The 14,225-nt window shown below is 69.6% G+C and carries 15 protein-coding genes and 1 pseudogene; 12 read left to right on the forward strand and 4 right to left on the reverse strand.

Annotation, left to right across the window (positions count from 1 at the left end):
• Positions 1-158 precede the first annotated feature (158 nt).
• Positions 159-495: pseudogene (locus ACWGJB_RS39120) on the reverse strand (hypothetical protein).
• Between the two features lie 1,116 nt (positions 496-1,611).
• Here ACWGJB_RS39120 and ACWGJB_RS39125 point away from each other — a divergent pair.
• Together ACWGJB_RS39125 and ACWGJB_RS39130 are read left to right on the forward strand one after the other, a co-directional pair.
• On the forward strand, positions 1,612-1,950 hold the full coding sequence (locus ACWGJB_RS39125) for a MerR family transcriptional regulator (protein ID WP_453384796.1): 339 nt from the start codon (positions 1,612-1,614) through the stop codon (positions 1,948-1,950).
• 243 nt (positions 1,951-2,193) lie between these two features.
• The gene (locus tag ACWGJB_RS39130; RefSeq protein WP_030052720.1) at positions 2,194-2,397 is read left to right on the forward strand and encodes a cold-shock protein; all 204 of its coding nucleotides are present in this window, start codon (positions 2,194-2,196) and stop codon (positions 2,395-2,397) included.
• Positions 2,398-2,681: 284 nt separating this feature from the next.
• Here the strand turns inward: ACWGJB_RS39130 and ACWGJB_RS39135 are convergent, their stop codons facing one another.
• The gene (locus tag ACWGJB_RS39135) at positions 2,682-3,242 is read right to left on the reverse strand and encodes a hypothetical protein (protein WP_453384797.1); all 561 of its coding nucleotides are present in this window, start codon (positions 3,240-3,242) and stop codon (positions 2,682-2,684) included.
• 395 nt (positions 3,243-3,637) lie between these two features.
• On the opposite strand from ACWGJB_RS39135, the gene trhA reads away from it, so the two are divergent.
• The 3 genes from trhA to ACWGJB_RS39150 all read left to right on the forward strand — a co-directional run bounded on the left by trhA (position 3,638) and on the right by ACWGJB_RS39150 (position 5,085).
• Positions 3,638-4,294, forward strand: a complete 657-nt coding sequence (trhA, locus tag ACWGJB_RS39140; protein ID WP_453384852.1) for a PAQR family membrane homeostasis protein TrhA — start codon at positions 3,638-3,640, stop codon at positions 4,292-4,294.
• A gap of 229 nt (positions 4,295-4,523) precedes the next feature.
• Positions 4,524-4,880 carry a PRC-barrel domain-containing protein gene (locus tag ACWGJB_RS39145; RefSeq protein WP_453384798.1) on the forward strand — a complete coding sequence of 119 codons (357 nt, stop codon included), beginning with the start codon at positions 4,524-4,526 and terminating at the stop codon, positions 4,878-4,880.
• A 37-nt stretch (positions 4,881-4,917) separates the two neighbouring features.
• Positions 4,918-5,085 (forward strand): hypothetical protein, encoded by a 168-nt coding sequence (locus ACWGJB_RS39150; protein WP_388551177.1) that lies wholly within the window; start codon positions 4,918-4,920, stop codon positions 5,083-5,085.
• Between the two features lie 348 nt (positions 5,086-5,433).
• Here ACWGJB_RS39150 and ACWGJB_RS39155 read toward each other — a convergent pair whose 3' ends face one another.
• Positions 5,434-5,865 (reverse strand): DUF1731 domain-containing protein, encoded by a 432-nt coding sequence (locus ACWGJB_RS39155; protein ID WP_453384799.1) that lies wholly within the window; start codon positions 5,863-5,865, stop codon positions 5,434-5,436.
• Here ACWGJB_RS39155 and ACWGJB_RS39160 point away from each other — a divergent pair.
• Together ACWGJB_RS39160 and ACWGJB_RS39165 are read left to right on the forward strand one after the other, a co-directional pair.
• On the forward strand, positions 5,857-6,171 hold the full coding sequence (locus ACWGJB_RS39160) for a hypothetical protein (protein ID WP_453384800.1): 315 nt from the start codon (positions 5,857-5,859) through the stop codon (positions 6,169-6,171). The two genes, ACWGJB_RS39155 and ACWGJB_RS39160, sit on opposite strands and share 9 nt — an antisense overlap.
• A 337-nt stretch (positions 6,172-6,508) precedes the next feature.
• Positions 6,509-7,789: an MFS transporter gene (locus ACWGJB_RS39165; protein WP_453384801.1), complete on the forward strand. Its 1,281-nt coding sequence runs from the start codon at positions 6,509-6,511 to the stop codon at positions 7,787-7,789.
• Positions 7,790-7,844: 55 nt separating this feature from the next.
• Here ACWGJB_RS39165 and ACWGJB_RS39170 read toward each other — a convergent pair whose 3' ends face one another.
• Entirely contained in the window at positions 7,845-8,828 is a 984-nt protein-coding gene (locus ACWGJB_RS39170; RefSeq protein ID WP_453384802.1) for a LysR family transcriptional regulator, read from the reverse strand.
• A gap of 121 nt (positions 8,829-8,949) precedes the next feature.
• Here ACWGJB_RS39170 and ACWGJB_RS39175 point away from each other — a divergent pair, with 121 nt between their 5' ends.
• The 5 genes from ACWGJB_RS39175 (at position 8,950) to ACWGJB_RS39195 (ending at position 14,165) form a co-directional block, all read left to right on the forward strand.
• Positions 8,950-9,933 (forward strand): fumarylacetoacetate hydrolase family protein, encoded by a 984-nt coding sequence (locus tag ACWGJB_RS39175; protein ID WP_453384803.1) that lies wholly within the window; start codon positions 8,950-8,952, stop codon positions 9,931-9,933.
• Positions 9,930-10,892: a cyclase family protein gene (locus tag ACWGJB_RS39180; RefSeq protein ID WP_453384804.1), complete on the forward strand. Its 963-nt coding sequence runs from the start codon at positions 9,930-9,932 to the stop codon at positions 10,890-10,892. The genes ACWGJB_RS39175 and ACWGJB_RS39180 overlap by 4 nt, the downstream gene beginning before the upstream one ends.
• A gap of 152 nt (positions 10,893-11,044) precedes the next feature.
• On the forward strand, positions 11,045-12,208 hold the full coding sequence (locus tag ACWGJB_RS39185; RefSeq protein WP_453384805.1) for an FAD-dependent oxidoreductase: 1,164 nt from the start codon (positions 11,045-11,047) through the stop codon (positions 12,206-12,208).
• Positions 12,205-13,215, forward strand: coding sequence for an amidohydrolase family protein (locus ACWGJB_RS39190; protein WP_453384806.1), 1,011 nt, complete (start codon positions 12,205-12,207; stop codon positions 13,213-13,215). Before ACWGJB_RS39185 ends, ACWGJB_RS39190 begins: the two co-directional genes overlap by 4 nt.
• A gap of 11 nt (positions 13,216-13,226) precedes the next feature.
• On the forward strand, positions 13,227-14,165 hold the full coding sequence (locus ACWGJB_RS39195; RefSeq protein WP_453384807.1) for a VOC family protein: 939 nt from the start codon (positions 13,227-13,229) through the stop codon (positions 14,163-14,165).
• Positions 14,166-14,225 lie beyond the last annotated feature (60 nt).

Genomic DNA, 14,225 nt, shown 5'->3' on the forward strand with positions numbered 1-14,225 from the left:
TTCCCCCGTGTGCACTCCCCCTCGCGCGCTCTGCGGCCCCCCCCCTCTCGCCCCTGGCCGTCAAACCACAACCCCCCCCACACCCACTGGGGGGGGGGCCCCCCGCGCGCCGGGGGGCCCCCCCCACACTGCGTGCAGCCGGTCCCCATCGATGTCGCTCAGTGGTCGCAATAGCTGAAGTCGCCCACGGCCCAGGCGTTGACGTCCTCGATCGCAAGCCGGTACCCCCACCCGTCTTAAGGACCCCCAGGGTGCCCTGCGGGATCTGGGCGACATGGAAGTGCAGACGCGTGGGTGGCCCGTCCTTCTTCGCGGGGAGTCGAAGACGGCGACAAACTCGTCCAAGTGAGCGGAATCCGTCAGCACATCCGGTACCCTGCGCCTCCACATGGCTGCGACGGCCCATCGACCGGTGATGACAGCGCCACTGGTGACCACAGTCAGACTCTGGTTGCTCTGGTCAGACTCCACCGGGGCGCCGGCGTCAGCGAGCAACTCGTCAGGCTGCGCCTTGAGCGGTGACGCTACCGGGCAAGGAAGGCGCTCACGGTCTTGCCGCCGGAGGCCCGGCGGGTGACCGCCGTTGCGTGGCGAGGCGGGTGACCATGGGCCAGCCACAGCCCCTGGTGCTGCCGTTCAGGTCAGGGGTGCACATGCGCGGCAGATGCCGGCTGGGATCGTGAACGGCGACCTCGATGGTGTCGGGGCGCGCAGTCTCCACGAGACGCAGTCTCGGCCGGTGCGCGCCAACGGTAGGCGCGGCGCGGTCGGCGACGTCACGCTCAGCCCGATGTGCTGCGCGGCGGGGGCCACTGAGTGCGCCGGACCGAGCCTCGGAGCTGCTTGAACCATCTGCGGGCCGGTCGAGGCGGACTGCCTCATCTTCAAGTACGCAAAAATCTATGCCAGCCGGAGTAGACATTCGGCGGCGATGTGGTTATGGTTTCTCTCGTAGTCGAGATCGAGCAAGGCCCGGCAGACATGAACTGCCGGGCAGTGGTACGCAGTTGCAGTAGGCATGACGGTGCGGTGGTGGAGTTCCGAAGCCAGAGCGTTTTGCAGGACGGCGACGGGACTGACGACCGGACCGGGTGGCCCGCAGTGATCAGGGGCCGCCATGAGCAGCACCGCAGTGGCAGTGCCGGTAAGTGAAGGTTCGCAGTACCCAGCAGTGAAGTCAGTGAGCAGTACCTCGGTGAAGGCGTCGGCTGCGGGCGCGCGCACCGGGAGGTTCGGCAGTGGGGTTCCAAGCCAGAGTAGACGCAGGACGGGCGACGGGGCTGGCTGCCGAAGAGTGGCGCTGTTCGAGGCCACCAGCAGTTCGCAGTTTCCGTCAGTGAGTAGTTGATCAAGAGGGAAGAACGGAGGAGCCGAGCGCCATCAGGATCGCCCGGGTGGAAGTCTTGGACCCGGGTACCGCAGGACATCGATAGTGAGGTGGTCTCCGGTCGAGCAACCGCGATCCCCGCGCCCCCGACAGTGTCTCGGTCGGGTCTGCGGAAACAGAGGGCCGGTGCAGTATCAGGGCCGGCAGATGGTGTAGTAGTTCCTTCGGGGCCCTGGTGCCAGTACGGCGCCAGGGCCCCTCCACGCGTTCCACAGAGAGGTGCAATGACAGCAGACGACACGTTCGGCCGTCTCGATGACGACGACTACCCCGCCTACACCATGGGCCGGGCCGCCGAGATGCTCGGCACCACCCAGAGCTTCCTGCGCGCCATCGGCGAAGCCCGCCTCATCACCCCACTGCGCTCCGCAGGCGGACACCGCCGCTACTCCCGCTACCAGCTGCGCATCGCCGCCCGCGCCCGGGAACTCGTCGACCACGGCACCCCCATCGAGGCCGCTTGCCGCATCATCATCCTCGAAGACCAGCTCGAGGAAGCCCAGCGCCTCAACGCCGAATACCGCCGCGCCACCGGATCGGCGAACCCGACCGCAGCAGCATGAGATGAGCGGGCCCGTCCGCGTCGGCGGGCACCGCACGCATGGTCTGCTGTGCGGTGTGATCGTTTCCTGTGGTGACGCGGCGTGTGGGCGTGTAGCGTCTGCGTCAGCTGTCGTGGTTCGGAATTCCCTCTTGCCCACGCCTTCGGTGTGGGCGTTTTGCTGTGCTGTGCCGCAGGGACCAGGGCGATCACCTCTGCCTTCCACATGGAGTGGGAGGCGTTCATCGACTGGAAGGCATCAGACATGGCAACGGGAACTGTGAAGTGGTTCAACGCGGAGAAGGGCTTCGGTTTTATCGCCCAGGACGGCGGCGGCCCGGATGTCTTCGCGCACTACTCCGCGATCAACTCCACGGGCTTTCGTGAGCTCCAGGAGGGCCAGGCCGTGACGTTCGACGTCACCCAGGGCCAGAAGGGTCCGCAGGCCGAGAACATCAACCTGGCCTGACCTCGCAGACCTGCCCGGGGGAGCGCGCACACTACGTCCGTTGAGCGCCGCTCGTGGGGGCTTTGCCGCCCACCGGGCGAAGCGCCTGCTCTCATGCCGGGCGTACACAGGATCAGGGGCCGCGCAACCATCGCTGCGCGGCCCCTGATCTGTTGAGGCGGAGGCGGAGGCGGAGGCGGGTGCGGCCTCGGCCGAACTTCCTGACCTCAGTTGCTTCGAGCGTCGTCCGGTTCGGGTGCCGCATGCGCTGCGTCTCTGTTCGCACAGTCTGGAGCAGTAGACGGTCAGGTGCCCGTCCAGGCGGCGAGGAAGGCTTGCCGTCCATCCGGATCGTCCCATCTGCGGTCCGCATGCAGAACGCGCCAGGCGGTGAGCTCGAGATCTCGGAGCCACAATTCGCCGATGACCTGTGTCTTGAGGTCAGGCAAATGGTCGGACTCGGCGAGGGCTTGACCGATCACCTCCCCGGCCGCTATGCGCTGGGGCGGAGTCATCTCATCGACGGCCGAAAGGATCTGCCTGGCCAGGGCGGTTCCCTCTCCTTCCAGAGAACGCAGCACCTGTGCCTTCATGTTGACCGGTAGCAGATACGCGGTGCCCGACGACCTCCACAGGTCCGACCAGAAGCGTTCTCCTGCCTTGGTGGGAGCAGGCAGCGCGGCCAGCAGCCCGAGGAGATGGCCAGTGGCCGCATAGCCGTCGGAATGGGCGGCTGCGACGACCGCGATGCCGGCGACGCCCTCCACATCGAGCCGGCCGGCCTCGAGATGCGGAGCCAGGTCCAGTTGGTGTTCCAACTGGTCTGCGAGGGCGGTGGATACGTGGGGGCGGACCTCAGGAAGCATCGGCGATCCTTGCGCGTAGGCGAGCGGAGATGCCCGTTCGTAAGCCCTGATCTTTCCCATGGCCGGCCGTTCTACTCGGCTTCGGCAGGCCCAATCGGCGGGACTGTCAACGGGGCTGGAGTTCACACGGTGGCGAGCCGGCCCGGGCCCGGCGATGGCCCTGGGGTCCTGGACCGACCTTCAATGAATGCTGCCGGAGTGAGGTCTTTTAGCATGAAGGCATTGCTGTCAGTGACGCCCCGTCGCCCGAGGGAGAACGAGAAGCTGTGTCCCGTGATGCCGCTGAAGTCGAGTACAGTCACGTCGCCTCGGCGCGTGGAGAGCGCCGTGAAGACGGGCTACCCGACGGACCGCGAGGCGGAAATGCAGGGGAGAAGGCTCCCTCGGTCTCCGCCCTGGTGGAGCGGGCGGCCGACCTGGCCGAACCGATCAAGCCGAAATTGCGTGGCTGGCTCCATGCCGGAATGGTCCCTGCCGCACTGATCGCGGGTGTCGTACTCATCTGCCTGGCCCGTACCCCGCAAGCAGTCCTGGCCTGCGCCGTGTACTCGGTCACCGCCTGGCTGCTGTTCGCAACGAGCGCCATCTACCACCGCGGAACCTGGGGGCCGCTCGGCGAGGCTCTCCTGCGACGTCTCGACCACGCCAACATCTTCCTGATCATCGCCGGCACCTGCACCCCGCTGGCGGTGCTCCTGCTCCCGCCGGACCAGCGGTCCGTGCTGCTGTGGATCGTGTGGGCGGGCGCACTGGCCGGCATCGCGTCCCGGGTCTTTTGGGTCGGGGCTCCGCGCTGGCTGTACACCCCGTGCTACCTGGCCCTGGGGTGGGCACCGGTGCGCTACCTGCCCGACTTCCTCCACACCGGCGGAGCGGCCGTACTCACCCTGATCGTGGCCGGCGGTCTCCTCTACAGCGCGGGCGCGGTCGTCTACGCCCTCCAGCGCCCCGACCCCTCACCCCGCTGGTTCGGCTTCCACGAGGTGTTCCACGCCCTCACCGTGGCGGCCTTCACCGCGCACTACATCGCCATCTCCCTGGCCACCTACTGACCCCGCGACACGTGTTGCGGCCCGCGCCGCTCATCGCCCACGCTCCCGCGCGCTGGACCGCGACGGGCTGGGCGGTCTCCGAGGCATCGCGCCACGCGTGAAGGTCGTCCGTCGTGCCGCCTGCAAGTTGGCTGCTCTCCAGGGTGTGACGCGCCGTAGGCAGGTAAGGAGGGAGGAGCGAGAGAGTGACGACAGCGGTCTTCAGTTGGCCTGCGACGGAGGGGGCCTCGTGCTCGAGGCGCAAGACATCAGGGAATGGCGAGGCCACGACGTGGTCGACCACGAGCGGCACAAGATTGGCGTCCTGGAGGCGGTCTACGTCGACACGGCCACGGACCAGCCCGTGTTCGCAACGGTCACGGTCGGCCTGCCGACCCGGCACCGGCTGGTGTTCGTCCCCCTGGGCGACGCGACGGTCGGTCCCGGTTATCTGAAGGTCGCCTACGACAAGAAGCAGGTAAAGGAAGCGCCCTCGATCGGCACGGACGGCGAACTGCTCGCGGAGGACGAGAAGTCGGTCTTCGCGCACTACGAGCTCGCCTACCGCATGGGTGAGGGTGGCGAACGTCGCCTCGCCCGCCGCTGATGCCCCCAACAACGTCTCCCACCACGAGGTGACACCAATGGCTCTCTTCCTCCTGCTGGTTATTGTGGCCATCGTGCTCGGCATCATCGGTGTGGTGGCGAAGGGCCTGTTCTATCTGTTGGTCATCGGCGTGTTGGTTCTGGTCGCCGACTTCGTCCTCATCGGCCTGCGCCTGGGCCGCCGCCGCAGGCATCTTCCCCGGTGACGCGGTCAGCCGGTCAAGCGCCCCCCGGGCCGCCGGCCCGGGGACCGGACGTAGCGCGGTGTCGGAGCAGTCGTCGAGTCAGTGCCCGGGAGTGGTCCGTCCCGTCCTGGACGGTCGTGAGGCGTCGGTGAGGTCGGCGCCGGTGGCGGCGTCCCGCTGAGAGTGGTTGGTGCCGTGCCAGTGGCCGCGTCATCAGACGCTCTTCTGAGCAGCGAGTTCGTACCTGGCCGCAGCGGGCTCAGCGGTTTCTCAGTCTCAGGTCTGTGTCATTTCCTCACCGGCCGCGCTCAGATCGAGTGGCGCATCGAGACGCTCGTCCGGAACCAGGACGCTGTCCATCCCTACCTGTCAGCTCGTGTGGAGAACGGAGTGGAGTGCCGTGTCGATCGTGGGGTGGCTGAAGGTGAAGCCCGCCTTGTGCAGGGCCGCAGGGACGGCGCGGCAACTGCCTGTGATGCCCGTGGCGAACTCGCCGAGCGCCGCTCTGAGGGCGAAAGCGGGGACGGAGGCGATCGTCGGGCGATGAAGGGCGCGGCCCATCGCTCGCGTGATCTCACGGTTCGTCAGTGGTTCGGGGGCTGTGAAGTTGACGGGGCCTGTAAGTGTCTCGTCGTCGATCGCGAAGCGCAGTGCCGCGATGTGGTCGGTCAGCGAGATGAACGGCCAGTACTGGTCGCCGGAGCCGAGTCGGCCGCCCAGGCCGAAGCGGAAGAGCGGGAAGAGGCTGCCGAAGGCGCCGCCCTTGGCGGAGACCACGAGGCCGGTGCGGGGGTGCACCACCCGGATGCCCGCCTCCCGGGCAGTGTCCGCGGCGGCCTCCCAGCCGACGCAGACGGCAGCCAGGAAGTCGTCCCCGGGCGGCGCTGGGCGGTCGTCCGTCGTGTCGCCAAGAACCCGGCGGGGCTGCTGCGGTGGCTGGTGCCCGTGCTCGTGGTCGCGTCGTTCGCGCCCGACCTGTCCCTGCTCGGCGGCGGTACGCCCGGCAGTGGGCCGCTGGCCGTTGCTGCGCTGATGGTGATGCATGTGGTGGTCGCGGTCGTCGCCGTCACCGCTTATCGGCGCGTCCTGCCGCTGCCTGTCCGCTGACGCTGCCTGGCGTGCGCGACCGTGCCGACTGCCGACTGCGGGCGGTGTCCCGGGGGCCGGTACGACCGAGCTCCGGGAAACCGCCGTTCGCGCGCAGGAACGACCGTGCACGTCTTCCGTCTGCGTGACGGTTGCCCATCCCATCCATCGCGTGGATAACCCGGATACGGGATTCGGATCGCGCAGGGGATGGCACCGGCGCTTTGGCGCCCCCATAGTCGTCGCTACCGCACGCCGCTGTCCGGATGCCGCCGGCGTGCGAGCTTCCCCAGCATGCCGTGCGCCGTCGGTGCCCGTGAGGCATGCCCGCTCCCTTACGCCGTCCCCTGGAGTCGCCATGCCCGGTTCCGTGCCCCCGCCGCCTCACGTGGCGGTCGATGCCACCACTCCGTCAGCCGTCGCCGTGTCGGGCCCGGCCCATCTGCTGCGGGTGACCCTTCTGATGGCGGGCAGCTGTCTGCCGATCCTGGGGGCGGTGCTGATCGCCCCCGTGCTGCCGAAGATGCAGGACCACTTCGCGTCGGTCCCGGGGGCCAAGGCGCTGGTGCCCCTCGCGCTGACCGTCCCGGCGCTGGCGCTGGCGCTGCTGGCCCCGTTCGCCGGGGTGATCGTGGATCGGGTGGGCCGCAAGCGCCTGCTGGTCGTGGCGACCGTCCTGTACGCGCTGTTCGGCACGGCACCGCTGTGGCTGGACTCGCTGGGCGGCATCATCGCCAGCCGCGCCCTGGTGGGAGTGGCCGAGGCCGCGATCATGACCTGCTGCACGACGCTGATCGGCGACTACTACAGCGGTCACCGGCGGGTGAAGTACCTCGCCCTGCAGACCATGTGCGCCTCCGCGTCGGCCACCGTCTTCTTCGTGCTCGGCGGCGCCGCCGGATCGGCCGGCTGGCGCATGCCCTTCTGGGTCTATGCCGTGAGCCTGGCGCTCGCCCCGCTGATGGCGACCGCCCTGCCAAACCCGGCGGGCCGCGCGGTCGGCGACGAGGCCCCGGCCGCGACTGCGGCCGTGGCGGGGGCCCGCCGCTCGTTCCCCTGGCGGCAGCTGGCGGGCATCTGTGGCCTCACCTTCTTCGGGGCGATGGTCTTCTACACCGTCCCGGTGGAGATGTCGTACCTGCTCGACGACCTCGGGGTGGAGAACCCCGGCGTGATCGGATTGGCCACCGCGATCGCCAGTGCCGCCACCGTGGGCGGAGCGGTCACCTTCGCCCGGCTCAAGCGTTCTCCCGACCCGATGCTGCCCGTCGTTCTCGCGGTCACCGCGGTCGGCTTCGGGGTGATGTTCCTCGCGGGCAACGCCCCGCTGCTGGTCATCGGGGCGGTCGTCAACTGTGTGGGCACCGGCATGCTGCTGCCCGCCCTTCTCACCAGTGCCATGTCCCGCCTGGCGTTCGAGGACCGCGGCCGCGGAACGGGGCTGTGGACGGCGGCCTTCTTCGGCGGTGAGTTCATCTGCCCGCTGGTGCTGCTCGCTGGGGAGTCCGCGGTCGGCAGTCTCGCCGGTGCGGTGGGCGTGCTGGGGCTGGCCGCCGCCCTCGTCGCGGCGGGGCTGTGGGCGGCCCGCCGCCGGGTGGGCGCCGTCGATCCCCGGCCGTTGCCGGAGCAGTTGGCCTGAGGGTGTGCGGGCCGACCGCCGAGAGCGCGTCGATCTCGGGCGTCGCCGGGCCCGGTCAGAGCCGGCCCGGCGGCAGCCCCGCGCTCTGGTCGACGGGCACGGCCTTCCCCGGGCCCTTGCCATTGCCGTAGCCGTTGGCCGCCAGCGTCGCGCCCACCTCCGCGGCCTTCTGCCGCAGCCAGATGTGGCCCGCGTCCTGAGCGTGCACCGGGTGCCACCACATCGCCTCCCGCACCGGTACCGCCTCGAAGGGGCAGGGCAGGACGCGCACCGAGGCGGATCGGACCGCCTTGCGCGCCAGGCGCTCCTGGATCATCGCGATCCGGCGGGTGCCCTCGACCATGAGGGGCAGCAGCTGGAAGGTCTGCACGGACACCTCCACCTGGGGACTGATCCCTATCATGCTGAGCTGGCGGGCGGCCGGGGCGTCGTACGGACGCTGGTAGACGGCCCAGGGCAGACGCTCCAGCTGGTCCAGGGTGAGTTCGTCACCGATCTCGGGGTGATCATCGGCGACCATGCACAGCCAGCGGTCCTGGTGGAGTTCGACGGCGGGGAAGCCGTCGATCACGCCGTGCGGCATCAGCAGTCCGTCGACGGTGCTCAGCACGGTGGCGGTGTTCTCCACGACGGACGGCGCCGGGTGCTGGAAGGTGAGCCGGATGCCGGGCGCCTCCTGGTGCAGGGCGCGGGCGAGCGCGGCGCCGAAGACGGCCGCTCCGTAGTCGGAGGCGAGCAGGGTGAACTCGCGGGTCTCGGCGGCCGCGTCGAAGTCGGCCTGGCTGGAGAAGACCCGCTCCAGCAGGTCGCACGCGGTGGCGCTGCGGTCCCGCAGGGCGGTGCCGAGCGGGGTCAGCTCGTAGGAGTTGCCGGTCCGGGCGAGCAATTCGTCGTCGAAATGGCGGCGCAGCCGGGACAACGCCGCGCTCATGGCGGGCTGGCTCAGCCCGATGCGCTCGCCGGCCCGGGTGACATTGCGCTCTTCCAGCAGCGCGCGCAGGGCGAGGACCAGATTGAGGTCGAGTCGGGACAGGTTCACCGGGCAACCACCTAGCAAGCGAGAGTCATCCATGTCATGGATTCGGCACATCCACAGGATTGATTTCCGTGATTAACCGATCGGGGCCAGAGTAGACCGCAACCCAGCAGGAGGAAATCAGATGGCAATGCTCGCGCAACCTGCCGGCCCGTTCGCGCTCGGCACGTTCTCCACTCAGGACGGGGAGCCGTTTCCCGGCCTCCTGGCCAAGGGCCGGGTGCTCGACTTGAGCAGTGCCTTGGCCTGGGCACCGTCCAGCGTGCGCGCCGTGGTGGAGCGGTGGGAGGAGACCCTCCCCCTCCTGCACGCCTTGGCGGACGACGATGCCCTCGGCTGGCGTCCGCTGGAGGGCCTGCGGGTGCACGCCCCCATCGAGCCGCGGCAGATCTTCCAGTCCGGTGCCAACTACCGGCAGCACGTGATCGACCTGGAGGTCGCCCACCGCTCTCCCGACGACCCGCGTACGGTCGAGGAGGCGCGAGCGGAGATCGCCGCGGTCATGGACCGCCGGGCCGCCGAGGACCTGCCGTACGTGTTCATCGGTCTGCCGAGCGCGATCACGGGCCCGTACGACGACGTGGTCCTGCCCTCGTGGGCCGAAAAGCCTGACTGGGAGCTGGAGTTGGCGGCCGTCATCGCCAAGCCCGCCTACCGGGCGACGGTTGAGGAGGCCCTGGAGTACGTCGCCGGGTACACCATCGCCAACGATCTCACCGACCGGGCCACCGTGTTCCGCCGGGACATGAAGGCCATCGGCACCGACTGGCTGCGCTGCAAGAACGCTCCCGGTTTCACGCCGCTCGGCCCGTGGCTCGTACCTGCCGAGTCGATCGCGGATACCGGTGACCTGCGGGTCACGCTCAAGCTGAACGGCGACACCATGCAGGACGAGTCCACCAAGGACATGCTCTTCGGAGTCGCCCGGTTGGTGTCGTACGCCTCGCAGACGGCTCAACTCCTGCCCGGTGACCTGGTGTTGACCGGCAGCCCGGCCGGCAACGGCATCCACTGGGGACGGCTGCTGCGCGACGGCGACGTCATGGAGGGTTCCATCACCGGTCTGGGCGTGCAGCGCACCCGCTGTGTCGCGGAGGGAACGGCATGAGCCTGGACCGCCGCGACCCGGAGGGCGCGATAGCCGAGGCCGCCAAGGCGTACTCCAACTGGGGGCGTTGGGGTGAGGACGACGTGCTCGGCACGTTGAACTTCCTCGACGAGGGCAAGCGGCGCGAGGGCGCGTCGCTCGTGCGCCGCGGCGTGAGCTTCTCGCTGTCGCAGCGGTTCGACATGAACGGCCCGCAGAAGGGCTGGCGCCGGCGGACCAACCCGGTGCACACCATGCTCGACACGGGCACCGACGCGGCGCTGGGCAACCAGGGCTTCCCGCACGGCATCGGCGGTGCGGACGACGTGATCGCGATGCCGCTGCAGTGCTCCACCCAGTGGGACGGCCTCGGGCACATCTTCGACCACGGCAAGGCGTGGAACGGACGGCCCGCCGAGAAGGTGGTCACCTCCGACGGAGACCTCGTCACCGGCATCGAGCACATGGCACCGTACGTCGCCAGCCGTGGCGTGCTGCTCGACGTGGGCCTGGTCGTCGGCACGGACGGCGAGCTGCCCGACGGGTTCGCCATCACCGAGGAGCACCTCACCCGGGCCGCCGAGGCCCACGGGGTGACCGTCGGCCGCGGCGACATCGTGCTCGTCCGCACCGGACATCTCGCCCGCGCCCGGCGGGCCGGCTGGGGCGACTACGCGGGCGGCCCCGCGCCCGGCCTGTCGTTCACCACCGCCGGCTGGCTGCACGGCAGCGAGATCGCCGCGATCGCCACCGACACCTGGGGCTTCGAGGTACGGCCCAACGAGTTCGACAACGCCTTCCAGCCGCTGCACCAGGTCGTCATCCCCAACATGGGCCTGCTGATCGGCGAGATGTGGGACCTCGACGCACTCGCCGCCGACTGCGCCGACGACGGCGTGTACGAGTTCTGGCTCACTGCCGCTCCCCTCCCCATCACCGGAGCCGTCGGATCACCGGTCAACCCGATCGCCGTCAAGTAACCCGCACAACTGCCGGATGCGCCGTTCCCCGGACAGCAGCGGCGCATCAGGCCCGCACCCCCGTCCCCACCTCTGGCCCGCACTCCCAGCGGGCGAGCCGCAGCCCCCGCCGCCCGAAGTCGCGCGGCCCAACCCCGGGAGGAATCCCCGACATGGCTGACAGCCGCACTCTTCCCCAGCCTCCAGCCGGGGGCACACCCACCGTCCTGGTCATCGGCGGGGGCGCCTCAGGCAACGCCGTCACCATCCTGCTGCGCCGCGCCGGCATCGCCGTCGACCTGATCGAGGCCAAGCCGGACTGGAACGCCACCACCGGCTCCGGCATCACCCTCCAGGGCAACGCCCTGCGGGTCCTGCGCGAACTGGGCGTGTGGGAACAGGTGAAAGCCTCTGGATACGCCTTCGGCTCGCTGGGCGTGACCGCCCCCGACGGTACCGTCCTGTTCGTCGCCGAGGACATCCAGACCGGCGGAGAGGACCTGCCCGCCACCCTCGGCATGCAGCGCCCCCAGCTGCAGCAGATCCTCATCGACACGGTCCGGGCCTCCGGCGCCGACGTTCGCCTCGGCACCACCGCCGAAGCGCTGGAGCAGGACGCCGACGGCGTGTCGGTGCGCTTCAGCGACGGCAGCGAGGGCCGCTACGCCCTGGTGATCGGCGCCGACGGACTCAACTCCGCCACCCGCGCCGCGATCGGCATCACGGACAAACCCGAGCCGACCGGCATGGCCATCTGGCGCATCGCCGTCCCGCGGCCCGAGAGCGTGACGCGCACCGACCTCGCCTACGGCGGCCCCGCCTACATCGCCGGATACTGCCCCACCAGCGAGAACACCATCTACGCGTACGTCGTCGAAGGGTGCCGCGACCGTGCCTCCATCGACCCGGCCACCTACGCCGACGAGATGCGCCGCCTGGCGCAGAGCTACGGCGGGGTCTGGCCGGAGATCACCGAGCACATCACCGACCCGAAGAAGGTCAACTACACCTGGTTCGACCGCCTGCTGGTCGAGGACTCCTGGCACCGGGGCCGGGTCGTGCTCGTCGGCGATGCCGCCCACTGCTGCCCGCCCACCATGGCCCAGGGCGCGGCCATGTCCCTGGAGGACGCCCTCGTCCTCGCCGAGCTGCTCACCAGCGGACGGGACTGGGACGACGAACTGCTCCAGGCTTACCACGACCGCCGCATTCCCCGGGTGCGCACCGTCGTCGCGGCGTCCATGCAGGTCGGCCAGTGGCAGCTGGACGGTGTGCGCGACGCCGACATGGCCGGGCTGGTCGGCCGCACCATGAACCTCCTCAAGGAGCGCCCGTGACCCCCACCGCATCCTCCGCGCCGACCATCGACGTCCACGCCCACCTCCTGCTCCCGGAGGTCGAGGAGACCGTCGCCGGTCATCCCGGTCTCGCCGAGGCACGTGCCCTCGACGCCCGCCGCAACGGCCCGGCGGCCCTGACCGTGAACGGTCCGATGGTCGGCGCGCGCGTGCCGAAGCTGACGGACGCCGCGGTGCGCCTGGCGGCCATGGACGCGCAGGGCGTGGACATCCAGCTGGTCAGCCCCTCGCCGTCCCACTACCACTACTGGGCCGAGCCCCAACTGGCTGAGAGGATCTGCCGACTGGCCAACGAGGGCACCGCCGCACACTGTGCGAAGGCGCCCGACCGCCTGCACGGCCTGGGCCTGGTCCCGCTCCAGCATCCCGACCTCGCGGTCGGCCTGCTCGACCACGCCCTGGACCAAGGGCTGAGTGGAGTGGAGCTCTCCTCGCACGCGCCCGGCCACGAACTGTCGGACCCGGCGTACGAAGCCTTCTGGTCCCGTGCGGAGGAGACAGGCGCCCTGGTCTTCCTGCACCCGTTCGGCTGCTCCCTCGACGAGCGCCTGGACCAGTGGTACCTGTCCAACACCGTCGGCCAGCCCACCGAGAACGCGGTCGCCCTCTCCCACCTGATCTTCTCCGGCGTCCTGGACCGTCATCCGGGTCTGAAGCTGATCGCGTCGCACGGCGGCGGCTACCTGCCCACCCACATCGGCCGTTCGGACCACGCCTGGCGGGCCCGTCCCGACGCCCGGGGCTGTGAGCGGGAACCGAGCAGCTATCTGAAGCAGCTGTACTTCGACTCCCTCGTCCACGACCCCCAGGTGTTGCGGGAGCTGCTGCGAGCGGTCGGCCAGGAACGGGTCCTGCTCGGCTCCGACTTCCCCTTCGACATGGGCACCGACGACCCGCTCGGCGCGCTGCGCGCCGCGGACCTGCCCGACACCGACTTCCACTCCGTCCGCGGCGGAAACGCCGCTGCTCTGCTCAACCTCGTCTGAGGAGACCCCCCATGAGTAACCGCCTGCTCACCCACCTCCGCCACGTCGACCTCGCCGTGCCGGACTACGACAAGCAACTCGACTTCTACGCCGGAGTCTGGGGCCTGACCAAGGTCGCCGAGGACTCCGGCATCTCCTTCCTCGCCGCCGAGGGCAGCCCGGAGCAGTACGTCGTCCGGCTGCGCAAGGCCGACGAGAAGCGTCTCGACCTCGTGTCCTACGGTGCCGCGAGCCCGGCCGACGTGGACACGCTCGCCGAGCAACTCCTCGCCGGGGGCGTCCAGCTGATCTCCCAGCCGGGCAAGGTGGACACCCCCGGCGGCGGTTACGGCTTCCGCTTCTTCGACGTCGACGGCCGCACCATCGAGGTCTCCGCCGACGTCGAGGTACGGCAGCACCGCAGGATCGAGGAGAAGGAGTCGATCCCGGTCAAGCTGTCGCACGTCGTCCTCAACTCTCCGGATCTGGACAACACCAAGGCGTGGTACGAGGAGCACCTCGGCTTCCGGCTGTCCGACACGCTCGGTCATCCGCACATCGGCGACGTCATGCACTTCATGCGGATCAGCAACCAGCACCACTCCATGGCCATCGCCAAGGGCCCGCACACCTCGCTGCACCACATCTCCTTCGAGATGCGCGGGATCGACGAGTACATGCGCGGCTCCGGCCGTGTCATCCGCTCCGGCGCCCGCAAGATCTGGGGGCCGGGCCGGCACATGGCGGGCGACAACACCTTCACCTACTTCCTCGACCCGCACGGCAACACCGTCGAGTACACGACGGAGTTGGAGCTGCTGGACGAGGACACCTGGCACCCGCACGTCTACGACTTCTCGAACCCCGAGGTCACCGACCAGTGGGGCACCGCCAACCCCATGAACGAACTGGTCACCAAGGAGTCCTTCAACGACGTCGACCGCGGCGTCTTCGTCGCCCCGCCGGTCTGATCGGCGAAGCCCTGAGTTCCCGGGGGCGCGGTGACCCTGTCACTGCCCTGACTCCCCTGC

Source organism: Streptomyces sp. NPDC054813, from assembly GCF_053611365.1.

What these genes read in the sequence shown, in the direction of transcription:
- ACWGJB_RS39195 (WP_453384807.1), top strand. Translation starts at nt 13,227, where the DNA reads ATGAGTAACCGCCTGCTCACCCACCTCCGCCACGTCGACCTCGCCGTG.
- ACWGJB_RS39130 (WP_030052720.1), top strand. Translation starts at nt 2,194, where the DNA reads ATGGCAACGGGAACTGTGAAGTGGTTCAACGCGGAGAAGGGCTTCGGT.
- ACWGJB_RS39165 (WP_453384801.1), top strand. Translation starts at nt 6,509, where the DNA reads ATGCCCGGTTCCGTGCCCCCGCCGCCTCACGTGGCGGTCGATGCCACC.
- ACWGJB_RS39180 (WP_453384804.1), top strand. Translation starts at nt 9,930, where the DNA reads ATGAGCCTGGACCGCCGCGACCCGGAGGGCGCGATAGCCGAGGCCGCC.
- ACWGJB_RS39150 (WP_388551177.1), top strand. Translation starts at nt 4,918, where the DNA reads ATGGCTCTCTTCCTCCTGCTGGTTATTGTGGCCATCGTGCTCGGCATC.
- ACWGJB_RS39125 (WP_453384796.1), top strand. Translation starts at nt 1,612, where the DNA reads ATGACAGCAGACGACACGTTCGGCCGTCTCGATGACGACGACTACCCC.
- ACWGJB_RS39185 (WP_453384805.1), top strand. Translation starts at nt 11,045, where the DNA reads ATGGCTGACAGCCGCACTCTTCCCCAGCCTCCAGCCGGGGGCACACCC.
- ACWGJB_RS39175 (WP_453384803.1), top strand. Translation starts at nt 8,950, where the DNA reads ATGGCAATGCTCGCGCAACCTGCCGGCCCGTTCGCGCTCGGCACGTTC.
- ACWGJB_RS39135 (WP_453384797.1), bottom strand. Translation starts at nt 3,242, where the DNA reads ATGCTTCCTGAGGTCCGCCCCCACGTATCCACCGCCCTCGCAGACCAG.